Source organism: Bradyrhizobium sp. SZCCHNR1043, from assembly GCF_032489675.1.
Classification (GTDB): Bacteria; Pseudomonadota; Alphaproteobacteria; order Rhizobiales; family Xanthobacteraceae; genus Bradyrhizobium.
This window is the reverse complement of record NZ_JAUEYN010000018.1, coordinates 17973-41883: the sequence shown is the minus strand read 5'-3', so window position 1 is coordinate 41883 and position 23911 is coordinate 17973. Positions and strand designations below refer to the sequence as shown.

21 protein-coding genes and 1 tRNA gene are annotated in these 23911 nt (G+C 64.9%); 4 read left to right on the top strand and 18 right to left on the bottom strand.

The genetic code is table 11. The annotated features are described in order from the left end of the window. Positions 1 to 66: 66 nt before the first annotated feature. Both truA and QX039_RS28790 read left to right on the top strand, forming a co-directional pair. Positions 67 to 804: a tRNA pseudouridine(38-40) synthase TruA gene (truA, locus tag QX039_RS28795; protein WP_315734935.1), complete on the top strand. Its 738-nt coding sequence runs from the start codon at positions 67 to 69 to the stop codon at positions 802 to 804. Between the two features lie 154 nt (positions 805 to 958). After that, positions 959 to 3016, top strand: coding sequence for a HAMP domain-containing methyl-accepting chemotaxis protein (locus QX039_RS28790; protein ID WP_315773642.1), 2058 nt, complete (start codon positions 959 to 961; stop codon positions 3014 to 3016). 19 nt (positions 3017 to 3035) lie between these two features. Here QX039_RS28790 and dapE read toward each other — a convergent pair whose 3' ends face one another. The 10 genes from dapE to rpmH all read right to left on the bottom strand — a co-directional run bounded on the left by dapE (position 3036) and on the right by rpmH (position 12062). After that, positions 3036 to 4190 (bottom strand): succinyl-diaminopimelate desuccinylase, encoded by a 1155-nt coding sequence (gene dapE, locus QX039_RS28785; RefSeq protein WP_315773645.1) that lies wholly within the window; start codon positions 4188 to 4190, stop codon positions 3036 to 3038. A 59-nt stretch (positions 4191 to 4249) separates the two neighbouring features. Next, positions 4250 to 5095, bottom strand: coding sequence for a 2,3,4,5-tetrahydropyridine-2,6-dicarboxylate N-succinyltransferase (gene dapD / locus QX039_RS28780; protein WP_315773647.1), 846 nt, complete (start codon positions 5093 to 5095; stop codon positions 4250 to 4252). A 254-nt stretch (positions 5096 to 5349) separates the two neighbouring features. Beyond that, complete coding sequence (locus QX039_RS28775; RefSeq protein WP_315773648.1) at positions 5350 to 6042, bottom strand: pyrimidine 5'-nucleotidase; 693 nt, start codon at positions 6040 to 6042, stop codon at positions 5350 to 5352. 220 nt (positions 6043 to 6262) lie between these two features. Then, positions 6263 to 7327 carry a DUF1036 domain-containing protein gene (locus tag QX039_RS28770; protein ID WP_315773649.1) on the bottom strand — a complete coding sequence of 355 codons (1065 nt, stop codon included), beginning with the start codon at positions 7325 to 7327 and terminating at the stop codon, positions 6263 to 6265. A 125-nt stretch (positions 7328 to 7452) separates the two neighbouring features. Further along, positions 7453 to 8349 (bottom strand): acetylglutamate kinase, encoded by an 897-nt coding sequence (argB, locus tag QX039_RS28765; protein ID WP_012047096.1) that lies wholly within the window; start codon positions 8347 to 8349, stop codon positions 7453 to 7455. 75 nt (positions 8350 to 8424) lie between these two features. After that, the gene (locus tag QX039_RS28760; RefSeq protein ID WP_315734924.1) at positions 8425 to 8796 is read right to left on the bottom strand and encodes a DUF423 domain-containing protein; all 372 of its coding nucleotides are present in this window, start codon (positions 8794 to 8796) and stop codon (positions 8425 to 8427) included. Further along, positions 8793 to 9452, bottom strand: a complete 660-nt coding sequence (gene yihA / locus QX039_RS28755; RefSeq protein ID WP_315734923.1) for a ribosome biogenesis GTP-binding protein YihA/YsxC — start codon at positions 9450 to 9452, stop codon at positions 8793 to 8795. Before yihA ends, QX039_RS28760 begins: the two co-directional genes overlap by 4 nt. 145 nt (positions 9453 to 9597) lie before the next feature. Further along, positions 9598 to 11463, bottom strand: coding sequence for a membrane protein insertase YidC (gene yidC / locus QX039_RS28750; RefSeq protein ID WP_315734922.1), 1866 nt, complete (start codon positions 11461 to 11463; stop codon positions 9598 to 9600). Between the two features lie 22 nt (positions 11464 to 11485). Further along, positions 11486 to 11896, bottom strand: coding sequence for a ribonuclease P protein component (gene rnpA, locus QX039_RS28745; protein WP_315734921.1), 411 nt, complete (start codon positions 11894 to 11896; stop codon positions 11486 to 11488). Between the two features lie 31 nt (positions 11897 to 11927). Beyond that, positions 11928 to 12062: a 50S ribosomal protein L34 gene (gene rpmH, locus QX039_RS28740; protein ID WP_006609582.1), complete on the bottom strand. Its 135-nt coding sequence runs from the start codon at positions 12060 to 12062 to the stop codon at positions 11928 to 11930. A gap of 502 nt (positions 12063 to 12564) precedes the next feature. Between rpmH and QX039_RS28735 the strand changes: the two genes are divergently transcribed. After that, complete coding sequence (locus QX039_RS28735; protein WP_315734920.1) at positions 12565 to 14040, top strand: HAMP domain-containing sensor histidine kinase; 1476 nt, start codon at positions 12565 to 12567, stop codon at positions 14038 to 14040. A 270-nt stretch (positions 14041 to 14310) separates the two neighbouring features. Next, a tRNA-Arg gene (locus QX039_RS28730) sits at positions 14311 to 14387 on the top strand. 211 nt (positions 14388 to 14598) lie between these two features. On the opposite strand, the gene QX039_RS28725 is transcribed toward QX039_RS28730, so the two are convergent. From QX039_RS28725 to QX039_RS28690, 8 genes are all read right to left on the bottom strand, one after another. Continuing rightward, entirely contained in the window at positions 14599 to 15126 is a 528-nt protein-coding gene (locus QX039_RS28725) for an NADH-quinone oxidoreductase subunit NuoB (RefSeq protein WP_315734919.1), read from the bottom strand. Between the two features lie 14 nt (positions 15127 to 15140). Beyond that, positions 15141 to 16652 carry an NADH-quinone oxidoreductase subunit C gene (locus QX039_RS28720; protein WP_315734918.1) on the bottom strand — a complete coding sequence of 504 codons (1512 nt, stop codon included), beginning with the start codon at positions 16650 to 16652 and terminating at the stop codon, positions 15141 to 15143. Between the two features lie 5 nt (positions 16653 to 16657). Next, the gene (locus tag QX039_RS28715; RefSeq protein WP_315735705.1) at positions 16658 to 18106 is read right to left on the bottom strand and encodes a hydrogenase 4 subunit F; all 1449 of its coding nucleotides are present in this window, start codon (positions 18104 to 18106) and stop codon (positions 16658 to 16660) included. After that, positions 18106 to 18771: a hydrogenase-4 component E gene (locus QX039_RS28710; protein WP_315734917.1), complete on the bottom strand. Its 666-nt coding sequence runs from the start codon at positions 18769 to 18771 to the stop codon at positions 18106 to 18108. The genes QX039_RS28715 and QX039_RS28710 overlap by 1 nt, the downstream gene beginning before the upstream one ends. A gap of 2 nt (positions 18772 to 18773) precedes the next feature. Then, positions 18774 to 19727, bottom strand: a complete 954-nt coding sequence (locus tag QX039_RS28705; protein WP_315773651.1) for a respiratory chain complex I subunit 1 family protein — start codon at positions 19725 to 19727, stop codon at positions 18774 to 18776. Next, the gene (hyfB, locus tag QX039_RS28700; RefSeq protein ID WP_315773652.1) at positions 19718 to 21733 is read right to left on the bottom strand and encodes a hydrogenase 4 subunit B; all 2016 of its coding nucleotides are present in this window, start codon (positions 21731 to 21733) and stop codon (positions 19718 to 19720) included. Before hyfB ends, QX039_RS28705 begins: the two co-directional genes overlap by 10 nt. A 12-nt stretch (positions 21734 to 21745) precedes the next feature. Then, positions 21746 to 22039 (bottom strand): helix-turn-helix domain-containing protein, encoded by a 294-nt coding sequence (locus QX039_RS28695; RefSeq protein ID WP_315773686.1) that lies wholly within the window; start codon positions 22037 to 22039, stop codon positions 21746 to 21748. A 455-nt stretch (positions 22040 to 22494) separates the two neighbouring features. Then, positions 22495 to 23853 carry a tyrosine-type recombinase/integrase gene (locus tag QX039_RS28690; protein WP_315773654.1) on the bottom strand — a complete coding sequence of 453 codons (1359 nt, stop codon included), beginning with the start codon at positions 23851 to 23853 and terminating at the stop codon, positions 22495 to 22497. Positions 23854 to 23911: the final 58 nt, after the last annotated feature.

The window sequence follows — 23911 nt, the reverse complement described above, 5'->3', positions numbered from 1 at the left end:
AAGCTTCGCCCAGGGATGGATTGCCGGGTCGAGCCCGGCAATGACGGCAAAACTCGATCGGGTCAGATGCCCCGCTACAAGCTCACCATCGAATATGACGGCGCGCCGTACTGCGGCTGGCAACTGCAGGCGACCTTGCCGTCGGTGCAGGGCGCGCTCGAAGCGGCGGTGCAGGCGACCTGTGGCGTGCCGACCCGGGTGCATGGCTCGGGGCGCACCGATGCCGGCGTCCACGCCACCGGTCAGGTCGCGCATTGCGACGTTGAGAAAGAATTCCGGCCCGACAAATTGCGCGACGCGCTCAACGCGCATCTGCGGCCCAACCCGATCGCGGTGCTCGACGCCGAGATCGTTCCCGACACCTTCGAAGCACGCTTCTCCGCCCGCAGGCGGCACTATCGCTATCGCATCGTCAACCGCCGCTCCAATCTCGCGCTCGAGGTCGGCCGCGTCTGGCGCGTGCCGCAGCGGCTCGACTCGGACGCGATGCACGCGGCGGCCCAGCGGCTGATCGGCAAGCATGATTTCACGACTTTCCGCGACACGGAATGTCAGGCAAAATCGCCGGAGAAGACGCTCGATCAGCTCGACGTCGTCAGGGACGGCGATGCGATCACCATCCTCACCTCCGCACGCTCCTATCTGCACAGCCAGGTGCGCTCGATGGTTGGCTCGCTGGTGTGGGTCGGGCAGGGCCGCTGGAGCGCCGATGATCTCGCCGCCGCGCTCGCCGCGCGCAATCGCGCCGCCTGTGGCGTCGTCGCCCCGCCGGAAGGCCTCTATCTCGTGAAGGTCGACTATTGAGATCGTTCTGCAGTGGAACCCGCGAATCGCTATTAGCTGCCAATGATTATCCTAATGAGTAGTCGTTTCGGGAGTAAGGGACAGGATTCATTAACTCCAAATTGAAGCCCTCGCTGCTATCCGGACCTCAGGCTGCTGTCCAGCGAGGTCGATCGTGCGCATTCGTCAAGTCTTCCTGCTCTCTTTGCTGCTCGGGGCCGTCATCGGCCTGCTCGCAACCATGTTGTTCGCCTGGCAGCAGCTGACCTCGCTGCAGGCCGCGAGGACGGCAGGCCGTGATACGCAGCTGCTGGCCGCCATGCTGCGGCTGCCGGAAAAGCTGAACCTCGAGCGCGCCATGGTCAATCCGCGCCTGGCATCGCCGAACCCGGCGACGGCCGATGAGCTGGCCTCGCTGCAAAAGATACTTCAAGGCTCCGATGATGCGTTCGCCAAGGCGCGAAGCCTGGCGCAACTGAGCGAAGACACGGCCGCGCTGGAGTCGATCCAGCAGAAACTGCGTGTCATGCGAGGATCCGCGCTCGAAGCCGTCGCTCTGGCGAAGGCGGCCCGGCCTGAGGCCATTGTCCGCGATTACGTGCCGCAGATGTTCACGATCCAGGAAACGACCGGCAGCCATGTCGACGTGATCGTGCGCCGGATCAATGCGGCCAATCCCGCGGTAGGCCAGGCGGCGCGTCTCGCGGTGATCGGCTGGGATTTGCGCGACTGGGCCGGTCGCGCCACGACGACGTTCGTTCGCATGATCGCGACCAAGCAGCCGATGGCGGGTGAACCGGCCGAGGCGCTCGCGACGTTCAAGGGGCGCATCGAGCGCATCTGGACGACGGCCAAGCTCGCTGCTGCCGAGATCAACCAGAAGCCGATCTTCGCGGCCCTGACCGAGGTCGAGAATGGCTATTGGGCCCGCGGCGGCGAGTTCTATTCGTCGCAGGTGGCGCCGAACCGGGGCAAGGTGCTCGAGCTCGATCCCGACCAGTTCCTGCGGTCCGTATTCCCGATCCTCGATACGATCCTGCCGCTGCGCGATGCAGCCCTCGCCGAGGCGCTGAGCCAGAGCGAGGTCGCGATCGCCGAGTCGCAGACCCGTTTTGTCCTGGCGCTGGTCCTGTTGCTGGTCAACGTCGCGGCCGCCGCACTGGGGACGGTCTGGTTCAATGCCCGCGTGATCAAGCCGCTGTCGAATCTGACCGAGATGATCCGTCGGATCGCCGGTGGCGAGCGCAGCGTCGAGATCGGATATGGCGATCGGACCGACGAGATCGGCACGCTCGCCAACGCCATCGGTGTTCTGCAGGAGAAATCGGCGGAGGCCGACCGGCTGTCGCTGCAGGGCGCCGATGCCGAGGCCCGGCGCGACGCGCGCCGGCAGAAGATCGAGGCGCTCACCCGGCGGTTCGGCGAGGTCATCGACACGCTGTGCGGTCGGCTGAGCGATGCCGCGAGCGGCCTGAAGCAATCGGCCGAGACGCTCGACGGCTCGGCCAGCACCACCGCATCGCGCGCCACCGCGGTGGCGGATGCGGCGGCGCAGGCGACCTCCGGCGTCAACACGGTGGCGGCCGCCTCGGAAGAGCTCGACGCGTCGATGAAGGAGATCACCCGGCAGATCGCGGAAGCCGCGTCGGAATCCTCCAACGCGACCAGCCAGGCACTCGATACCACTGACAAGGTCCGCACGCTCGCCGGCAGCGCCACGCGCATCGGCGACGTCGTGCAGCTGATCCGCGCCATCGCCTCGCAGACCAATCTGCTCGCGCTCAATGCCACGATCGAATCGGCGCGCGCCGGCGAGGCCGGCAAGGGTTTTGCCGTCGTTGCATCCGAGGTGAAGAGTCTCGCATCCCAGACCAGCAAGGCCACCGAGGAGATCGAAAGCCAGATCGCCGCGATCCAGAACGAGACCGGCAGCACGGTGGCCGCGATCGAGAAGATCGCCGCCGTCGTCAACACCATCAGCGGCGTCACCGGTGCGGTGGCGAGCGCGGTGGCCGAGCAGAGCGCCACGACCCGCGAGATCGCCCGCAGTGTGCAGCAGACCGCGAGCGGCACCAACGACGTCTCGTCGTCGATCGCGCTGGTCAGCGCGGCCGCCGCGGACACCCGCGGATCGGCGCGCTCGCTGCTCGACTCCGCGGCGAGCCTTGCCGGCCAGGCCACCGACCTGCGTCGCGAGGTCGATCAGTTCCTGGCGGAGGTGAAGGCCGCCTGATCAGGATCAGGCGCGCCGCTCAGGCGAAATATCTTTCGAGAATGCCGCGATAGATCTTCGTCAGGGTCGCGATGTCGGCGACCGAGGCGCGCTCGTCGATCTGGTGCATGGTCTGGCCGACCAGGCCGAACTCGATCACCGGGCAGTAGCTCGAAATGAAACGCGCGTCCGAGGTGCCGCCGGTGGTGGAGAGCTCCGGCTTGCGCCCCGTCACGCTCTCGATCGCGGCGACGGCGAGGTCGGTGAACGGTCCGGGCTTGGTCAGGAACACGTTGGAGTTCGACGGCAGCCAGTCGATGTGGGCGCGGATGCGGTTGCCACAGGCCTTGGCGAGCCGCTCTTCCACCAGCGCGCGCAGCGTCTCCTGCGTATGGCAGTCATTGTAGCGGATGTTGAACTTCGCCCGCGCCAGGCCCGGGATGACGTTGGTTGCGGTGTTGCCGACATCGACGGTGGTGAATTCGAGATTCGACGGCTGGAACTGCGCGCTGCCATGATCGAGCGGCTCGTCCGACAGTGCGACGATCAGGCGCGAGATGTCCGGCACCGGGTTGGAGGCACGGTGCGGATAGGCGACGTGGCCCTGCTTGCCCTCGACGATCAGGGTGCCGGACTGCGAGCCGCGGCGGCCGATCTTGATGCAGTCGCCCATGACCTCTTGATTGGACGGCTCGCCGAGCACGCAATGGTCGAATCGCTCGCCGCGATCGGCCGCCCACTTCAGCAGCTTGATGGTGCCGTTGACCGAGACGTCCTCTTCGTCGCCAGTGATCAGGAACGAGATCGAGCCTTTTGGCTGTCCGCCGTGATCGCGTAGATAGTCGAGCACGGCCGCAACGCTGCAGGCGATGCCGCCCTTCATGTCGACGGCGCCGCGGCCATAGATGTAGCCGCCCTTCACCTCGCCGGAGAACGCGCCAAGGCTCCACGCCGCTTCATCGCCGGGCGGCACCACGTCGGTGTGGCCGGCGAAGGTGATGTGCGGCCCCTCGGTGCCGATGCGGGCGTAGAGGTTGTCGATATCGGCGGCGCCTGCTTCCGAGAAGGTCACGCGATGGGTCGTGAAGCCGGCCTGTTTCAGCAGGGCCTCGAGCACGCCGAGTGCCCCGGCATCGGCGGGGGTCACTGAGGGACAGCGGATCAGGTCGCGGGTGATGGCGAGGGCATCGGTCATGCCCTCGCTTAACATGGGCGTTCGGGCGGCGGCTAGTGCGGCCGCCCGAGCGCGGACGATCAGTCGCGCAAGAGCTCGTTGATCGAGGTCTTGGAGCGGGTGCGCTCGTCGACGCGCTTGACGATGACGGCGCAGGCGGTGGAGGGGCCGATCTGGCCGTTCTTCATCGGCTTGCCCGGCAGTGCGCCCGGCACAACGACGGCGTATTCCGGCACCTCGCCGACGAACACCTCGCCGGTCTCGCGGTCGACGATCTTGGTCGACGCGCCCAGGAACACGCCCATCGACAGCACCGCCCCCTTGCGTACGACCACGCCCTCGGCAACCTCCGATCGCGCGCCGATGAAGCAGTCATCCTCGATGATCACGGGGCCGGCCTGCAGCGGCTCAAGCACGCCGCCGATGCCGACGCCGCCGGAGATGTGCACACGCTTGCCGATCTGGGCGCAGGAGCCGACCGTCGACCAGGTGTCGACCATGGTGGCTTCGTCGACATAGGCGCCGAGATTGACGAAGGACGGCATCAGCACGACGTTCTTGGCGATGTAGGCCGAGCGGCGCACGATCGCGCCGGGCACGGCGCGGAAGCCGGCGTCACGGAAGCGGTTCTCGCCCCAGCCGTCGAACTTCGACGGCACCTTGTCCCACCATGACGCCTGGCCGGGGCCGCCGGGGATCACGCTCATGTCGTTGAGGCGGAACGACAGCAGCACGGCCTTCTTGAGCCACTGGTTGACGCTCCACTTGCCGTCCGATCCGCGCTCGGCGACCCGGGCCTCGCCCTTGTCGAGCAACTCCAGCGCGCTCTCCACGGCGTCGCGGACCTCGCCCTTGGTCGTGGTCGAGACGCCATCACGGGCATCGAAGGCGCTGTTGATCGCGGATTCCAGGGCGGACAGTGACATCGGTCGATCCTCGCTTGGTCCCTGGGCAGAAAGCCGGGGACGGCCGTGTACGAGCATGGTGGGCAGGGCGGCTTTTTCGGGATTTGGACCCGGAGAGTCAAGGACGCATCGGTGGCGGGGGCCGTCCGCGCGGGAGGTGCGGCTTATCATGCTCCGTCATTCCGGATGGTCCGAAGGACCAGACCCGGAATCTCGAGATTCCGGGTTCGATGCTTCGCATCGCCCCGGAATGACAGCTCAATGCGTGGCGGGTCTCACCCCACCAGCCGCTGCAAGAATCCGGTCAGATCGTCCGTGACATGATCGACATGCGGGTCGTCGCGACCCGCCAGCTCCCAGTCCTCGCGCACCACCTCCTTGGTGCCGTCCGGCACCACGAGCACCGTGGTCATGCCGAGGTCGTGCGGCACCACGAGGTTGCGGGAAAGGTCCTCGAACATCGCCGCCCGTGTCGGATCGACGGCATGCAGCTTGAGGAATTTGTCGTAGGTCTCGCGCGCCGGCTTCGGCGTCAGCTCGGCCGCGATGATGTCGAACACGCCATGGAAATGGCCGGCAATGTCGAGCCGCGCCAGCACGGCATCGACATGGTCGACCGAACCGTTGGTCAGGATCAGCTTGCGTCCGGGCAGCTGCTCGATCGCCGCGCCCATCGCCGGATTCGGCTCCAGCGGCGAATGATCGATCTTGTGCACATAGGCCAGGAAGTCGTCGGCGTGCACGCCGTGCTCGGTCATCATCCCGCGCATCGTCGTGCCATAGCGGCGGTAGTAGTCCTTCTGGATGCGCCGCGCCTCCTGGGCGTCGACCTCGAGCCAGTTGGAGACGAACTCGCCGATGCGAGCATCGACCTGCTGCCACAGATTGACGTGATGCGGATACAGCGTGTTGTCGAGATCGAACACCCAGGTATCGACGTGGTCGAAGCTGCGGGGGGATTCTGTCATGTGGGCGTCGGTCCATCCTGCCTTCGGTCATCATGCCCGGCTAGGGCGGCATATTCCGCTGTCGTCCCGGCGAACGCCGGGACCCATACCGCGGAAGCTATCTTGCGGCATGATGGCTGATGCCGATGGCCCAAACCTCGGCCGGTGGTTATGGATCCCGGCGTTCGCCGGGATGACAGCTGTGGGTGTGGTGGCAACGTGGGCAACATCGATATGCCCATCACGGCAGCGCAAAGCGCAGCGTCTTGCCACCGCGGGCGATGTCGACGGCGGTGAAGCCGGTGGCGGTGAAGCCGCGGCTCGGACAGTCGCCCTGCTCGGATGTCTCGAACTTGTTCTCGCGGGTGCAGAGCTGCACCAGCCCGCCCCAGTTCAGCGGCTTGTTCTTCACTTTGATGGTGCGGTTCTCATCGTCGACCGCTTCGGCGAAGCTGTAGACTTTCTTCGGCTGTCCGGCGATGTCCGGATGCAGGCATTTGCCGGCATCGATCCGGTACCAGCCGCGGCTGACCACGGTGCGGCCGTCGTCCGTCGCCACCGCCGCCATCACCTTGTGCGGTGTGTCGTTGCACCAGGTCAGCCCGGTGGGTGAGGGCGTCTGCACGGCGTCCACCATCGTGGCAAAGAACGTCGGCTGCGACACGACATCGGACCCAAGCCCGCGGCTTTTCAGGAACGCAGCGAGCGCCGCTTGCGTCTTCGGCCCCTCGACGCCGTCGATCGGCGAGGCGTCATAGCCGGCGATGCCGAGCAGCCGCTGGATGCCGGCGAGCCGCGCCTGCTCGTCGTCATATTCGGCGCTCTCGGCGAGGTAGGCGATCAGGGTGCCGTCGTCGGTCTTGCTCGGTGTCACCTGCGTGAACGCTGCCGGCGTCTGCCCGGTGCGGCACTGGCGGGCGGCTGCGATGACGAAATTGTCCGGCGCCACGCATAGCTGGTCGTTGCCATTCTCGGCGAGCGGCGAAGCGCCGTAGAGGCTCAACGCGCGCGCATGCAGCAGGATGCGGTCGGCGGTCATGGTCCCCTGCAGCACCACACGGCAGGTCGCCGGATCGAGCCGGAACCAGCCGCGCGTCGCGGTCGCTGCTTTCTCGTCGATGCCGATCGCGGCCTCGACGACATAGCTCATGCGGTTGCATAGCTTGAGGTCGGCGAGGGCGGGGGTGATGGTGGTGAGGAGAGGAAGAAGTAAAGCGGATAGAGCGAGAGCGATGCGAGTTTTGGTGGACGTTTTATCCGCGGATATTTCCGTAGCGTCATGGCCGGGCTTGACCCGGCCATCCACGTCTTTGCAACCACCGGAAAGGAAATCGTGGAAGCCCGGGCCTTCGCCGCGCCGAAGCGGCTTCGGCCGCGCAGGCGGGTCAAGCCCGGGTACGACGAGTCCTGACTGCGTGGCGACCGTGTCCATCACTTATGAATCAGTGTGCCCGTGCCTTGGTTGGTGAACAGCTCGAGCAGCACGGCGTGCTGCACCTTGCCGTCCAGGATGACGACGCCCTGCACGCCCTGCTCGAGTGCGTAGATGCAGGTCTCGACCTTCGGGATCATGCCGCCGGAGATGGTGCCATCGGCGATCAGCTTGCGCGCGTCCTTCACCGACAATTCCGGGATCAGCTTCTTCGACTTGTCGAGCACGCCGGGCACGTCGGTGAGCAGCAAGAGGCGCTTGGCCTTCAGCGCACCGGCCACAGCCCCGGCGAACGTATCGGCATTCACGTTGAAGGTCTGGCCTTCCTTCGAGGTCGCCAGCGGCGCGAGGATCGGGATCAGCTCGTAGCCGATCAGCTGATTCAGCAGCGTCAGATCGACCTTGTCCGGCTCGCCGACGAAGCCGAGATCGACCACCTTCTCGATGTGACTGTCGGGATCGACCATGGTGCGGGTCGCCTTGACCGCGCGCACCATGTTGCCGTCCTTGCCGCACAGCCCGACGGCCTTGCCGCCGGCCTCGTTGATGTAGCCGACCAGCTGCTTGTTGATGGAGCCGGCCAGCACCATCTCGACGATCTCGATGGTTGCGGCATCGGTGATGCGCAGGCCGGCGGCGAATTCGGAGACGATGCCGAGGCGCTTGAGCATGGTCGCGATCTGCGGTCCGCCGCCGTGCACCACCACCGGATTGATGGCGGTCTGCTCGAGCAGCACGATGTCGCGCGCGAACGCTTTCGCGGTGTCCTCGTCACCCATGGCGTGGCCGCCATATTTGATGACGATGGTCTCGTCGTCATACTCCTGCATGTGCGGGAGCGCTTCGGACAGGATGCGGGCCTGATCGAGCGGGCTGATGGTGGTCGCGTCGGTCATGTCTGGGAGGTCTCGGCTGTCGGGGGCGTCGCGCCGCGTTCTAGCCGATTGCCGCCCGCGGCGCAAAGCGCCGGATCACGCCCGCCGCGGCCACAGCGCGCAGACCGCGAGTGCGAGCCAGCTCGCGATCTGCAAGCTACCGCCGATCGGCGCCGCGAACGGAAACAGCCGATCGCCGGTGAACTGCCGCATCAGGAGGTCGCCGGCGAACAGGGCCGGGCCGAGCACGAAGCCGATCGCCGTGATCAGGCCGATGCGCCGATGAACCACGCCGCGCTCTGCCAGCGCGATGGTGCCGAGCAGGGCGCAGGCGTGGAACAGCAGCATGGTGGAGGCGGTCGCGAGCCGCGATGCGTCAGGCTCGTGCGCGGCCTTGGCCGCCAGCGCGACGCCGGCGGCGCCCATCAGCCCGGCCATCGCGACCAGGATTCGCCACGGCGTCATCATGTGCTCCGCTCTTCCAGCAGCCGCACCATGGCGGCACGCAGCTCCGGCATGCCGGCGCCGGATCGTGACGACGTCGCCAGCACCTGAGGAAACGCCGCCGGATGCTTGGCGAGCGCGGCCTCGGTCTCGGCGATCCGGCTTGCGAGCTCAGCCGGCTTGATCTGGTCGGCCTTGGTCAGGACGAGCTGATAGCTGACGGCGGACCTGTCGAGCGTTTTGAGAATCTCCTGATCGACCTCCTTCAGCCCATGACGGGCATCGATCAGCACATAGACGCGGGCGAGCGAGGCGCGGCCGAGCAGGAATTTGTGGATCAGCTCGGTCCAGGACGCGACCTTGGTCTTCGCCGCGGCGGCATATCCATAGCCGGGCATGTCGACCAGCCGCAGCGGCGCATGCTCGGGCCCCTCGAAGAAGATCAGCTCCTGGGTGCGGCCCGGCGTATGCGAGGTGCGCGCCAGCGCGTTCTGGCCGGTCAGTGCGTTGATCAGGCTGGACTTGCCGACATTGGAGCGGCCGGCGAAGGCGACTTCGAGGCTTCCCATCGGCGGCAGGCTCTCGATCGAGGGCGAGGCGTGGGTGAAGCGCCACGATTGAGCGAACAGCTTGCGGCCTTTTTCGATCAGGCGCTCGTCAGTGTCGTGGCTGGTGGTCATGACAAGGCCTCGCTCTTCGTCATGCCCGGGCCTGACCCGGGCATCCACGCCCATTGCGCGGGATATCAAAACGTGGATGGCCGGGACAAGCCCGGCCATGACGGTAGATGGTTTGTTGCTTCAGCGGCTCACGCCGCCTTACTCGTCACGCCGCTTTTTTTTTGAACGTGCCGCGGATGTTGTCGAACAGCTCCACCTTCACGCCGTTGCGGCGCATGATGAAGCCCTGCTGCAACACCGACAGCGTGTTGTTCCAGGCCCAATAGATCACGAGGCCGGCCGGGAAGCCCGCGAGCATGAAGGTGAAGATCAGCGGCATCCAGTTGAAGATCATCGCCTGCGTCGGATCCGGCGGCGTCGGGTTCAGCTTCATCTGGAACCACATCGTGATGCCCATGATGATCGGCCAGATGCCGAGCGCCAGGTAGTGGCCGAACAGCGGCAGCTGGGTCGGGTCGAACGGGATCAGGCCGAACAGCGTGAACAGATTGGTCGGATCCGGCGCCGACAGGTCCTTGATCCAGCCATAGAACGGCGCATGCCGCATCTCGATGGTGACGAACAGCACCTTGTAGAGCGAGAAGAACACCGGGATCTGCAGCACGACCGGAAGACAGCCGGCGACCGGGTTGATCTTCTCCTTCTTGTAGATCTCCATCATCTCCTGCTGCTGCTTCATCCGGTCGTCCGGATAGCGCTCCTTGAGCGCCTGGAGCTGCGGCTGGATCGCCTTCATCTTCGCCATCGAGGCGTAGGACTTGTTGGCGAGCGGGAAGAACAGGAGCTTCACCAGCACCGTCACCAGCAGGATCGAGATGCCGAAATTGCCGAAGAAGCGGAAGAAGAAATCCAGCGCCAGGAACATCGGCTTGGTCAGGAAGTAGAACCAGCCCCAGTCGATCAGGAGATCGAAATGGTTCAGCCCGAGCTGCTGGTTGTAGCCGCCGAGGCCGCCGATCGGGAAGTTGATGCCGACGACGCCGGCCTCCTTGGCGCCGGCGAACAGCCGCGTGGAGACGCTGGCCGAGCCGCCGGCCGGTACCGTCTGCGGGGTCTCGACATAGTCCGTCTGGTAGCGATGCTGGTTGTCGACCAGCTTCGACGAATAGTTCGCCTGCAGGCGGGCATCCGTCATCGGCAGCAGCGCGGCCGCCCAATATTTGTCGGTGATGCCGAGCCAGCCATTGGTGACGTCGAACTTCGCCGCCTTCTCGTCGTCCATCTTCTTGTAGGTGAATTCCTGCAGGCCCTTTTCGCCGAGATAGCCGATCAGGCCTTCATGCAGGATGTAATAGCCCGAGACTTGCGGCGTGCCATGACGCGAGATCAGGCCGTAGGGATACAGCGTCACCGGCGCATTGCCGGCGTTGGTGACGTCGTCCTTGATGGTGAAGAGATAGTGGTCGTCCACGGAAATGGTGCGCTGGAAGGTCAGGCCGTCGCCGTTGGTGAAGGTCAGCTTCACCGGGGTCGAGGGCGTCAGCGCGTTGGAGCCGTCCTGCTGCCACATCGTGCTCTGGTCCGGCACCTGCACCTTGGCGCCGGCGGCGTTGACCCAGCCGAACTCGGCGTAATAGGGCTCGGCGGTGTTGGACGGCGAGAACAGCACGATCGCCGGCGATTTCGGATCGACCGTCTCGCGGTACTTCACGAAAGCCAGATCGTCGATGCGCGCGCCCTTCAGCGAGATGCTGCCGGTCAGCCGCGGCGTGTCGATCTTGACGCGCGGGGTGGCGGCGATGGCGGTGTCGCGCGGCATCACGCCTGTGCTGATCACGGCCCCGCCCGGTGCGCTCGGGCTGCCGGTTGCGGAAGCGCCCGGCTGCGGGGTGGCAGACGGAGCGGTGCTGTCGGGCTGCGTTGCCGGCGCCTGCTTCTTGGCGAGCTCGGCCTGCAGTTGGGCCTGCGCGCGCTGCTTCTCCATCTGCGGTCCGTTGTAGAAGACCTGCCACAGGATCAGCACGAGGCCGGACAGAATGACGGCGAGGATGGTGTTGCGATTGTCGGTCATCGTTTTCTTATCGTCTCGTCGTTCAATCCGGTTTGCGGGAATGCGCGTCCGGTGCGGGAGCGTTTGGCTGATCCGCATCCGACGGCTTGCGCGGCTGCGGCTTGGCCTGCGGCCGGTCGAGGCGGCGGAGCGTCGCCTGGAGGTCGGCGAGCATGGTCGAGAAGTCGCGTGACAGGGCATCCCGCCGGCCGACCAGCACGTAGTCACTGTGCGGCCGCATCGACAGGGGATCGAGCCGTTTCACAAGCTCGCGCAACCGCCGACGGATGCGATTACGCTCCGTGGCGGTGCCATTCTTCTTGGTGACGGTAAAGCCGATCCGGATCGGGCCCTGGTCCGGCCGTTCCCGGCGCTGGACTCCGAAGGCAGGACTGTTCGCCCGCACGCCATCGGCAACGGCGAGGAAGTCCGCCCGCTGCCGTAGCCGATCCATGATGGAAATCTCCGGGACAGACGCCCTGGCTTCAGGCGCTGAGACGCTTGCGGCCCCGGGCGCGACGCGCGGCAAGGACCTTGCGGCCGCCGGTGGTGGCGAGACGGGCGCGGAAGCCGTGACGGCGCTTGCGCACCAGTTTGCTGGGTTGATAAGTCCGCTTCACGGGTCGTTCTCCGCTGCCGGGCAATTTGCCAGTTGACAACTTGCCTGCTTGAAATGTCGATTGATGTCCGGTGATGCTTCCGGGCCCGAAATGGACCGCTGCCGGCCCTGAAATCGAGCCGCTCCCGGGCGGGCCGGGTCATCGCGGACGGTTGGCGCGGCTTATAAGGGAGCGTCCCGCCTTCGTCAATCGCGGCAAGGCGTCCTAGGCGGTGCAGGCGATCGACGGCGCCGAGATCTCGTAAAGACCTTCGTCACCGGCCGTGCGTCGGCGTGGCGAATGAGACGAAGCAAGACGAGAAACGCAAGACCCTGGGCGCAAGACGAGGGCAAGAATAGCCTCGGCACGGCGGGGTTGAAGACGTCAGAGGTCGTGCAGTTTTGGGTTCCATTATGAACGATTTGGAAACCGGAACATGAGCGATCCGTAATTTGACCGGACTCCGGTGCAGTCCCATCTTGCGGTCCCGTAAGGGTGGGGGTGTCTCTTACAAGGGCGATACGTGACCGAGAGCGACAACCAGCCAATCCTGGAGCGCCTGCGACCGAAAAGGTCGCGCCGGCTCGGCTTGTCTGGAAAGCTGCTGCTGTTGACCATTCCGCTGGTGATGATCGCGGAGGTGCTGATCTACGTGCCGGCGATCGCCAATTTCTGGACCAACCGGCTCAACGATCGCCTGGCGGCCGCCAATACCGCTGCGCTGGTGCTCGATGCCGCGCCGTCCGGCATGGTGCCGGATTCGCTGGCGCGGCAGATCCTCACCTCCATCAACGCGCGCGGCGTCGCCATCAAGATGGGCCAGCAGCGCCGCCTGCTCGCCAGCGCCGACCTGCCCGCCTCGATCGACCACGACTTCGACATGCGCGACATGACGGTGTGGTCGTCGATCGTGAACTCGCTGACGATGATGACAGAGACCGGCGATCACACCATGCGCGTGATCGGGCCGTCGCCGGGCCGCGCCCAGTTCATCGAGGTCGTGACCGACGAGAAGCCGTTGCGCAAGGCGATGTATCGCTTCTCGCGCAATCTGCTCGGCGTGTCGCTGCTGCTGGCGGTGCTGACCGCGGCGCTGGTCTATCTTGCTCTGCATTTCCTGTTCGTGCGGCCAATGCGGCGCCTCACCGCGAGCCTCGTCGGCTTCCACGAAAATCCGGAGAGCGTGGCGCGAATCATCGTGCCGAGCCAGCGTTCCGACGAGATCGGCGTCGCCGAGCGCGAGCTCGCCGACATGCAGCGCGACCTCGTCTCGATGCTGCATCAGAAGAGCCGGCTCGCCGCCCTCGGCCTCGCCGTGTCCAAGATCAACCATGACCTCCGCAACCTGCTGGCCTCGTCGCAACTGCTGTCGGACCAGCTCGCCAGCGTTCCCGATCCGCGGGTGCAGCGCTTCGCGCCGAAGCTGATGCGCTCGCTGGAGCGCGCCATCGCGTTCTGCCAGTCGACGCTGTCCTACGGCAAGGTGCAGGAGCCGGCGCCGGACCGCCGCATGGTGGCGGTCGAGCAGGTGGTGGCGGAGGTGCGGGAGACCGCTGGCCTGTCGCCGGATGCCTCGATCACGTGGATCGCGGCGATCGAGCGCGGGCTGAAGATCGATGCTGATCCGGACCAGCTGTTCCGCGTGCTGCTCAACCTGGTGCGCAATGCCGCCCAGGCCTTGGACAGCCTCGCGGCGGATGCCGGCGTGCGCCAGATCCGCATCACCGGCCGCCGCGAGGGCGGGGTGGCGATCCTGGAGGTCTCGGACACGGGTCCCGGCGTCCCGGCGAAGGTGCGAGAGCACCTGTTCGAGGCCTTCCGTGGTGCCGGTCGTCCGGGCGGCTCGGGGCTGGGCCTTGCGATCGCGGCCGAGCTGGTCCGGGCCCACGATGGCGACATCCAGCTGGTCGAAGGCACCCTGGGGGCCACCTTCCGAATCACGATTCCCGACCGCCCTGTCGAGCTGCAGACCTTCTGGACCGAGCGCGCCAGCGCCTGAACCGGACCGGCCTCACCTGCCATTCCGGGGCGATGCCGCAGGCGTCGAGCCCGGAACTCCGGGCGTGCCGGAACGAAGCCCGTCCGCTCCGGCCCCTACCGAACCGCGCCAGCGCGTCTGCGGAAAAATGGTCGCAAAATGTCCCGCTCCAGCCTTGCCAAGCGGTCTCCGAGCCGTTAGTCAGGGGCCCTTCGCGAGGCCTGCCGGCATTTGCCGCCCCGGCCTTCCGGGATCCGGCCCCTGGCCCGGAGCCTGCCAAACGCGAAAAACGCGCCCGTAGCTCAGCTGGATAGAGCATCAGACTACGAATCTGAGGGTCGGACGTTCGAATCGTTCCGGGCGCGCCATTTAGATCAATGACTTAGCTAAAATCACCGTTTGAGATTTGAAAACTGAAACGGTTTTTCAAACGGTTTTGGTGTGCGACATGCATGCTTGTGGACGGTGCCGCTCCTGGCAAAGGATTGCATCCTGATCGGAGAATTAACGGGAGTTCGAATTCCACTCTCTCCGCCAGTGCCTCTGAGGTCCTATAAATCATCGAAGCCGTCGAGATGGCTATGGCGTGGCCGAAGCCACGCGTTCGAGAAGAGCCAGTAGCCCGCGGAGAATTTCGAGCGGAGCGGGCGGGCACCCCGGGACATGCAGATCGACCGGCACGACCTCTCCCACGCCCCCCACCACGGCATAGCTGCCGGCGAAGCACCCGCCGTCGCGGGCGCAGTCGCCCACGGCCACGACCCACTTCGGATTTGGCGTTGCGTTGTAGGTCCGCTCCAGCGCCATGCGCATGTTCTTCGTCACCGGCCCAGTCACCAGCAGCACGTCCGCGTGGCGCGGTGAGGCGACGAAGCGGAGGCCGAAGCGTTCGAGATCGTAATAGGCGTTGTTGAGCGCATGAATTTCCAGCTCGCAGCCGTTGCAGGAGCCGGCGTCGACCTCGCGGATCGACAGCGACCGGCCAAGGCGCCGGCGGGCCGCCCGCTCCAGCGCAGCGCCCACTTCTGCAAGTGCCCGGTCGTCGGCCGACGGCGCCGGCTCCGTCAACGGCATCTGCACGAGACTCTGGAACAGCAGCTTTCTCATCTGGATGGACGTCCCTAGAGGTCGTGGCCCGAGTAGGAGCAGTTGAACGATTTGTTGCAGAGCGGGAAATCGGCAACGATGTTGTCTTGGATCGCGGCCTCCAGCAGCGGCCATTGGAACCAGGAAGGGTCACGCAGATGGCAGTGCGCAATGCTGTTGTCGGCATTGAGCCTGAGCCAGACCAGGATGTCGCCGCGAAAACCCTCCACCAGCGCCATGCCCTCGCGAACCTCGCCGGCCATGGGCAGATCGATCCGCAACTCGCCCTGCGGCATCCGCTCCAGCAATTGGGTGACGAGCCCTAGACTCTGCTCGATCTCGCGAACGCGAATCCACACCCGCGCGTTGACGTCGCCGGCCTCAAGCACAGGAATCTCGAAGGCGAGCTTGTCATAGGGCGCGTAGGCAAGATGCTTGCGTGCGTCGAAGGCGCGGCCCGATGCACGGCCGATGAAGCCGCCGGGCGCGTATTGACGGGCGAGATCGGCCTTCACCGTGCCCGTGGTGACGGTGCGATCCTGGAGCGAGGCCGTGTTGTCGTAGAGTTCGACCAGGGCTGGGAAGCGTGCCTGGATATCGCTCACCAGCAATCGGATCGCCTGGATGCCATCCTGGTTGATATCGGTCGCCACGCCGCCGGGCAGGATCAAGTCGCGCATCAGGCGGTGCCCGAAAACATTGCCCGCGCCGCGCAGCACCTTCTCGCGCAACACGCCGCAATGGGCCAGCATCAGGGCGAAGGAAGCATCGTTGCAGATTGCGCCGAAATCGCCGAGATGATTGGCGAGACGTTCCAGCTCCGCCATCAGCGCGCGCAGATGGTGCGCACGCAGCGGAACTTCCACCCCCAACGCGGCCTCCACCGCGCGCGCGAAGGCCAGTCCGTAGGCGACCGTGCTGTCACCGGAGGCGCGAGCTGCGAGCTTGCCCGCCTTCGCAAGGTTCGCGCCCGTAATCAGGCCCTCGATACCCTTGTGCACATAGCCGAGCCGAGGCTCTAACCGCACAACGGTCTCGCCGTTGGCTGTGAAGCGGAAGTGGCCGGGCTCGATGATGCCGGCATGGACCGGGCCGACCGGAATCTGATGCAGGCCGTCGCCTTCGACGGGAAGGAACGCATAGGTCTTGTCGATCGGCGTCGGCTCGGGCTTCGCAGCGAGCGGATGCCGCAGGCCCCAATTGCCGTGGTCGAGCCAGGCGCGCGGGTCCGGCAGGCCCTGCGGCTCCAGGCCGCGGAGATCGCGGATGGTCCGTTCCAGCCGAAGTGCCGGTGGGTGGTGCAGACCGACCGACGGATAGCGGCGGGTCGGGCAATCGAGCGTGATGATGCCGACCACAGTCTTCGGCGCATCGAGCAGCGCCATGTGAACGCGATCCGCCTCGCCCCAAAGGCCGAGCAGTTCCCAGTCGGCGCCGGCAAGTCCCGCGATCGCCTCGTTCCAGGTCGCGACGCCGACGACGGCGCGCGGCCAGGGACGGGGGCTCGATGCAAGCTCGCCTTGGCGCAGGAGTTCGTCGAGGCCCATTGCGATTACCCCAGAATATCGGCGACGTGCCGGAACCACGTGACCAGCGTGGGCGGGAGGAAGATTCCGGCGATCAGCACGAGACCGAAATGCACGATCATCGGCATGTAGGAGGCATCCGATGGTGCAGTGCTTCCGGTCGGCACGCCAAAGGCGATACCGTTGAGATGATAGAACAGCGCGCCGAGCGCGAGCAGGATGCCGAACACGAGCGGGATGGCAAGCAGCGGCTCGCGCGCGAAGGTCGAGGTCACGACCAGGAATTCGCTCATGAAGACGCCGAACGGCGGCAATCCGGCGATGGCCACGACACCGATCACGAGGCTCCAGCCGAGCGCCGGATGGGTCGCGGTCAGGCCGCGGATATCGGCGATCTTCTGCGTGTCCTTGATCTGCGCGACATGGCCAACGGCAAAGAAGATTCCCGACTTGGTAAGGCTGTGCATCACCATGTGCAGCAGCCCCGCAAAATTGGCGACCGGGCCGCCCATCCCGAAGGCAAAGGTGATGATCCCCATGTGCTCGATCGAGGAATAGGCGAACAGGCGTTTGATGTCGCGCCGCCGGTAGAGCATGAAGGCGGCGAACACCAGCGACACCAGACCGAGTGTCACCATCAGGGGTCCAGGAGCCACCGCGCTCGGATTGGCTGCCAGCACGATCTTGAAACGAAGCACTGCGTAGAGTGCGACGTTGAGCAGGAGGCCGGACAACACCGCGGAGATCGGCGTCGGCCCTTCCGCATGCGCATCCGGCAGCCAGGCGTGCAGCGGCGCCAACCCCACCTTGGTGCCGTAGCCGAGCAGCAGGAATATGAAGGCGACGTTGATCAGCGCCGGATCGAACTGTGAGGCATGCGCGACCAGCACCGTCCAGACCATGCCGTTGATGCCTTCGCCCACCACGGGGAGCGCAGCCATGTAGACCAGGATGGTACCGAACAGCGCGAGCCCGATGCCGACGCTGCCGAGAATGAAATATTTCCAGGCGGCTTCGAGCGCTTCATGGGTGCGGTAGATGCCGACCATCAGCACGGTCGTCAGCGTCGCCAGTTCGATGCCGACCCACATCAAGCCGATATTGTTGGCGGTCAGCGCGAGATTCATCCCGCCCATCATGACCTGGAACATGGCGTGGTAGAAACGCAAGTATGCAGGCGTCAGCCGCCCGGTCGCCAGCTCGTGGCCGATATAGCTTGCCGAAAACACGCTGGTGGTGAAGCCGACGAAGGTATTGAGCACGATGAACGCGATGTTGAGTTCATCGACGAACAGGTAAGAGCCGGGCTGGATGTGATCGGCGAAGAACATCGAGAGCGAGGCCGCGAAGGTCAACCCCGACGCCAGCACGTTGAGGCGCGCGGACAGCCGATAGCCGGGAAGCAGGGCCAGCACAGCGGCCGAGACGACCGGAATGACGGTGACGAGGACGACGCCCTCGTTGGTGGACAACATCATCGGCGCTCTCCGCGAAAGCGATCCAGCGCCTGGACATCGACGGTATCGAAGCGCTCGCGGATCCGGAACAGGAAGACGCCGATCACGAAGAAGGCGATCAGGATCGAGAAGGCGACGCTGATCTCGACCACCAGCGGCATGCCGCGCGCGCCGGTGCCCGCGAGCACCAGCCCGTTTTCAAGCGACATGAAGCCGACCACCTGGCTCACGGCGTTACGCCGGCTCACCATCATCAACAGACCGAGCAGTACGACCGACAGCGCGAAGGCGAGGTCCTCGCGCGCGAGCGGATCGGCGGCGGGGGTGACCTTCAGCATGACCGTCATCGAGAGCGCGACCAGTCCCATGCCGGTCAGCATGGTCGTTCCGGAACCGATCACGGTTTCGATCTCGCGATGGATGCCGAGCCGCTGGATGATGCGATGCAGCCCGACCGGCACGACCACGGCCTTGAAGACCAGCGCGATCATGGCGGTGACATAGAGATGCGGCGCGCTCTGGACGTGGGCCTGCCAGGCGACCGACATCGCGAGCAGCACGGCCTGGAGCGCAAAGGCGTTGAGCAGGGCATAGAGCCGGTGCTGTGTGATCATCAGGAAGCTGACCAGCAACAGGCTGCCCGCCAATAGGTGCGCGACGTCGAATGTCAGTCCGTGCGCCATTGCTAGAGGCTCCTCGATACGAACAACAGCAGCGTGCCGAGCAGGCCGAGCATCAAGGCAGCGCCGACGAAATCCGGTAGGCGGAACACCCTCATCTTCGCAATGGCGGTCTCGAACACGCCGAGCAGAAAGCCGAACACAGTGAGCTTGGCGAGATAGCCGGTGAATCCGGTCAGATGGCTTGCGGTGCTCGCGCTGGGCGCAGCCAGCGTCCACGGCACGAAGATGCAGCCGATCAGCGAGATGTAGAGCAGCAGCTTGACCGCGGCCGCGAGTTCGATCATGGCGAGGTGGCGACCTGAATATTCCAGCACCATGGCTTCATGCACCATGGTGAGTTCGAGATGGGTCGCCGGGTTGTCGACCGGAACGCGGCCGTTTTCGGCGATGGCGACGATGATCAGCCCGACCATCGCAAGGCCCAGCGAGACACGCAGGCCGACGCCCGAGGCGAACAGATCGGCCACGGCCGAGAGCTGCGTCGAGTGCGCAACCAGCGCCATGGTGAAGACGACCAGCAGCATGGCCGGCTCGGCGAGCGAGGCGATCATCATTTCCCGGCTCGCCCCGATGCCGCCGAAGGCGGTGCCGATATCCATGCCGGCGAGCGCGAGGAAAAACCGCGCGCTGGCGAGCAGCGCGATGATGGCGATGAGGTCCGCGGACCAGCTGAACAGCAAACCCTTGGCGAAGGTCGGCACCAGCGCGGCGGCGACCCAGGTCGCCGCGAAGATCAGATAGGGCGCGACGCGGAATATCCACGAGGCATTGTCCGCGACCACGACCTCCTTCTTCAGGAGCCGTAGGATATCGCGATAGGGCTGCACGATCGGCGGGCCGCGGCGGCGCTGGAGGCGCGCCTTCACCTTGCGGATGAAGCCGGTCAGCAGCGGCGCCGCCAGCAGCACCAGCATCATCTGCGAGACCTGAACGAGAAGGGCGGAGATCAGCTCCATATCGCCAGCACCAGCAAGAGCAGCACGAGGGAGAGGAAGACAAGGCTGAGGTAGCGGCGGATGGTGAGGAATTGCAGTTTGTTGAGCTGGAGCGCGGCGCGTTCGACGGCGCCGGCAACCGGCTCGTAGAGCCAGTCCCACACCGGATCGGCGATCGTCAGCGTGAAGCGGGCGGCGCGTGTGTCGCCGGGCGCGGGCATGGTGACCTCTTCACTCGTGACAGGAGTCCGCGCTAGGAACACGCGGCGGATAGGCTGGGCAAAGCTCGAGCCGGAATATTGCGTCAGCGGACTGGGATCGGGAAAGCCGCAATCCCATGCCGGGCCGCGGCGGATCGCGTGCGAGGCGAAGCGGTGGATGGCCCACACCGCCAGCAGCGCGGACGTGGTGATGAAGAGAAAGACGAGCAAGCCGTTATAGGAGCTGCCGGTTTCGGCCTCCGGCACGATCGTGAGCCAGGGCCGGCTCCCCTGCGGCGTCAGCGCCGTGCCGGCAAGCTGGTGCGTGATCGGGGCGATGGCATCGATGATGAAGCCCGGAACGATGCCGGTGATCAGGCAGAGCAAGGCAAGTGTCGCCATGGCCGAGAGCGAGAAGCGGTCCACCTCCGTTGCTTGTCCCGCTTCCGTGCTGCGTGGACGGCCGAGGAAGGTGATACCGAAGGCCTTGACGAAGGTCGCGCCCGCCAGCGCTGCTGCGAGCGCGAGCAGGCCGCCTGCCGCCGGGACCATGACCTTCAGCAACCATCGCGCCAGGTCGGGACTCTGAAGCACGGCCTGGAAGGTTAGCCATTCCGATACGAAACCGTTCAGTGGCGGCAGCGCCGAGATCGCCATGCAGCCGACCAGGAACAGGAAGCTCGTCACCGGCATGCGGTGGATCAATCCGCCGAGACGATCCATGTCGCGCTCGCCGGTTGCGGTCAGCACCGCGCCGGCGCCGAAGAACAGCAGGCTCTTGAAGAGGGAATGGTTGAGCACGTGCAACAAGGCCGCCGTTATGGCCAGCGCGGCCGCCGCATTCATGCCGTCGGCTCGGAACGACAGCGCGAGGCCGAGCCCGATGAAGACGATGCCGATATTTTCTATGGTCGAATAGGCGAGCAGCCGCTTGGCGTCGTCCTGCATCAGGGCCTGCAACACGCCGAGGACTGCGCTCAGGCTGCCGATCGCGAGCAGCAGCGCGCCCGACCACCAGGGCAGGTCGCCGGCAAGATCGAACACGATGCGGATGAAGGCGTAGATCGCGACCTTCGTCATCACGCCGCTCATCAGAGCCGAAACGTGACTTGGCGCCGCCGGATGCGCAAGCGGCAGCCAGGCATGCAGCGGCACCAGCCCGGCCTTGGATCCTGCACCGATCAGGACCAGTACGAGGACCATCGCAGCCGTCAGCGGCGTTCGCACGCCATGTCTGATCGTCTCGAAGTCGTAACTGCCGCCCGGCCCGGCGAGCAGGCCGAGAGCGAGCAGGAGCGCGAGCGTGCCGAGGCTCGCCATGATCAGATACACGTAGCCGGCGCGCCTGTTCTCGGGATCGCGATGATGCGCGATTACGAGCGCCCAGGAGGCCAGTGACATGAACTCCCAGGACAACAGATAGCTGAAGGCATCAGCCGCCAGCAGGACCAGATTCATTCCGGCGAGGAAGGCCGGAAAGAACGGCAGCACGCGATGCGGCTCCTCCGCGTGCGCGCCGTAGCCGAGCGCGTAGAGACTTGCCACGGCGCCGCCGATATTCACGACAACGAGAAAAAAGGCCGAGAGCGCATCGATCGCGAAGTGTGCGCCGATCCAGGGCACGCCGAGCGGCAGAACGAGGTCAGTCGGAGCGCCGGCATGGCCGGCAAGCGCGAGAAGCGAAAAAACCGTCGCCGCGCTGCACAGCGCCAGCATGGCGCCGTAGATGATGCGAGTCGCCGCATACTTGTGCGAGATGGCTACCGCCAACAGCGCAACCCCCAACATCGCCGCTGCGCAGAGCATGAGGAATGCAACGACACTCATCTGAATTGGATCCTATGCCCTTTTCGCCATACCCTTCACGTGGCGCGAGTCGGAGAGTGCGGGCTCCTTGAGCCGGACTCCGCGCCCTCCGGTCTGACTGGCTGCTCCGTCGCCGATCAGTTCGATGCCGCTCTGGATCAGCGCCTCGATCAATTTCATCAAGGAATCGACGTTGCCGCGCACGACGCCTTCGCTCGCTTCCATACGCTGGATCGTGGGGACCGAAAGGCCAGACAGTTCGGCAAGCTGGCGCTGGTCGATGTCAAGAAGCGCCCTGGCCGCGCGGAGCTGTGCTGCGGTGATCATCGTCGAGATGCCAGTACTGATATTTTGTGCATCAATACTGCACGTAAAAGTGCTAGCTGTTCGATCAATTATACCAATGAAGTTGTTTTGTATAGCTATATTGATGTTCGAGACCTCATTTGCCGAGGACTTTGTCCCAGGCATCAACGCATTGGAGGGTGCGTATTGCAGGCCGGCCATTGATCGACTCGCTTGATGGACTTTCGGCGATGATGGATTATTGGCGGAACAGGTCGTTGTCGGGGGCGAAACCCTATTCTCCGGCCGTAGCTCAATCGGTGGGTTTGGGTCGGGGAAGAACGAAAATGCGTTCTCTTTCAATGGAGATTGACTGATACTCTCTCCGCCACAGGGGAGCTTGTGCCGTCATCTATGCAGAAGAGCGGATCGCTACACGCGTTTCGCGCGTCTAGGAGCCGACACTAGGCACCTCTCTCCCACGGAGCGCGCTCTTGCTATTCCGCGATCGCTGACTTCAGCCCTTGTTGCCCGCGAATGTCGTCAGCGATAACATTCGCACGTGGGTTGAGAAGTTGCGAGTTGGTGGATTTCAGCCACCGACGGATACTTGGGCTATTCGCATTCGATGCCGCAAATACCGTACTGCTGATCGCTTGTTGTTGGCGTCGTAGGTGATCCTCCAGCAGCTTGGGGCGAGTGATGTAGCCTGCGTTCACGCCGGGAATTGCGTGGTTCATCAGCAGCTTCGCATCGAACTCCGACACGCCGGCTGCGGCGGCGATGGTGCGAAAGCTCTGCCGTAGATCGTTACCCCATTTCGACAGCGTGGCCCGATCTTCTTTCTGCTCGACGATGTGCCCCGACACGCTGTCGGCCGGGAATATCCATTGGCGGGCGTGCGACGGACGCATCTGATGTCCGAAGCGCATGACTCGGATCAGGCAGCGGATCATTTCCCGAGATAGAGGAATGTCGAAGGCCCGCTTCGCGCCGCCCTTGGGCTTCGGAATGTGCAGGATCCGTCTCTTGAAATCGATATTGCCCGGAGTGGTTTCCTGCAACGCGGTGGGCCGACATCCCGAAAGCAGCGTGAAGAGATGGAATTCACGGCGGATCGGATTGTCCAAAGCCGGCAATTCGGAAAACCAGGCCCTCAGATCACCGGGCCCCATTCCGGTGTCGCGTCGCTTCTCTCCATTCCAGTCGATAGCCCCGACGGGATTATCGGGCGGCAAGGTCTTGTTGGCTTTTCGGGCGTGGGAATAGATGGCCCGGAGAGTGCGCATGCTTCCATTCGCAATATATGGCCCGTTCTCCTTGGTGATTTCGTCATGTCTCTCGACCACCTTTGCAGGGTGGCGGCCCAAATCTTTCAATGGCGTATCGAGCCATTTGATGAAGATTCGTTCCACGTGATCCCGATAGCTCTCGATTGTGCGCTCGCTACGGCCTTTCCTAGTCATGTGGGCGTCGCGATATCGCTCCCACGCTTGCCTGAGCGTGATGCCGCCGGATTGATGCGCGATCGGGCTATCCCCGCTGGCCGCGACGCGACTCGGTTTCGACCCGGCCTTGGGATGCTGACCCCGGCCTATCTGAGCAAGATATTCCTTGGCAGTCGCTCGGGCCGTCCTTGTCGAGAGTCCTTTGACGTCGCCGATTGCGACCCGGATCGACGTCGCTCGCTTGCCGTCCTCGCGAAGGTCGCCTTGGACGGTAAAGGTTCGTTTCCGCTTTCCGACGACGACGAAGAAGCCCTTCAGTTCGGTGTCGCGCGCCAGATACCAGCCCTTCCTCGGGGTCGGCAGGCGAGCGATTTCTTTGTCGGTCAGCAGGAGGCGGACATCGGCCATCGGAGCGCTCCGAAACAAAAGCGGTTTTTCAAACGGTTTTGGAAAATCGGGGAGTTCG

Excerpts from the sequence above, each read along its gene's own strand:
- QX039_RS28775 (WP_315773648.1), bottom strand. The coding sequence starts at position 6,042 with ATGACAGAATCCCCCCGCAGCTTCGACCACGTCGATACCTGGGTGTTC.
- yihA (WP_315734923.1), bottom strand. The coding sequence starts at position 9,452 with ATGACCACCAGCCACGACACTGACGAGCGCCTGATCGAAAAAGGCCGC.
- QX039_RS28690 (WP_315773654.1), bottom strand. The coding sequence starts at position 23,853 with ATGGCCGATGTCCGCCTCCTGCTGACCGACAAAGAAATCGCTCGCCTG.
- QX039_RS28725 (WP_315734919.1), bottom strand. The coding sequence starts at position 15,126 with ATGAGAAAGCTGCTGTTCCAGAGTCTCGTGCAGATGCCGTTGACGGAG.
- QX039_RS28710 (WP_315734917.1), bottom strand. The coding sequence starts at position 18,771 with ATGGCGCACGGACTGACATTCGACGTCGCGCACCTATTGGCGGGCAGC.
- rnpA (WP_315734921.1), bottom strand. The coding sequence starts at position 11,896 with ATGGATCGGCTACGGCAGCGGGCGGACTTCCTCGCCGTTGCCGATGGC.
- hyfB (WP_315773652.1), bottom strand. The coding sequence starts at position 21,733 with ATGAGTGTCGTTGCATTCCTCATGCTCTGCGCAGCGGCGATGTTGGGG.
- QX039_RS28705 (WP_315773651.1), bottom strand. The coding sequence starts at position 19,727 with ATGGAGCTGATCTCCGCCCTTCTCGTTCAGGTCTCGCAGATGATGCTG.
- QX039_RS28715 (WP_315735705.1), bottom strand. The coding sequence starts at position 18,106 with ATGTTGTCCACCAACGAGGGCGTCGTCCTCGTCACCGTCATTCCGGTC.
- QX039_RS28760 (WP_315734924.1), bottom strand. The coding sequence starts at position 8,796 with ATGATGACGCCGTGGCGAATCCTGGTCGCGATGGCCGGGCTGATGGGC.
- QX039_RS28695 (WP_315773686.1), bottom strand. The coding sequence starts at position 22,039 with ATGATCACCGCAGCACAGCTCCGCGCGGCCAGGGCGCTTCTTGACATC.
- yidC (WP_315734922.1), bottom strand. The coding sequence starts at position 11,463 with ATGACCGACAATCGCAACACCATCCTCGCCGTCATTCTGTCCGGCCTC.
- dapE (WP_315773645.1), bottom strand. The coding sequence starts at position 4,190 with ATGACCGATGCCCTCGCCATCACCCGCGACCTGATCCGCTGTCCCTCA.
- QX039_RS28720 (WP_315734918.1), bottom strand. The coding sequence starts at position 16,652 with ATGGGCCTCGACGAACTCCTGCGCCAAGGCGAGCTTGCATCGAGCCCC.
- argB (WP_012047096.1), bottom strand. The coding sequence starts at position 8,349 with ATGACCGACGCGACCACCATCAGCCCGCTCGATCAGGCCCGCATCCTG.
- dapD (WP_315773647.1), bottom strand. The coding sequence starts at position 5,095 with ATGTCACTGTCCGCCCTGGAATCCGCGATCAACAGCGCCTTCGATGCC.
- truA (WP_315734935.1), top strand. The coding sequence starts at position 67 with ATGCCCCGCTACAAGCTCACCATCGAATATGACGGCGCGCCGTACTGC.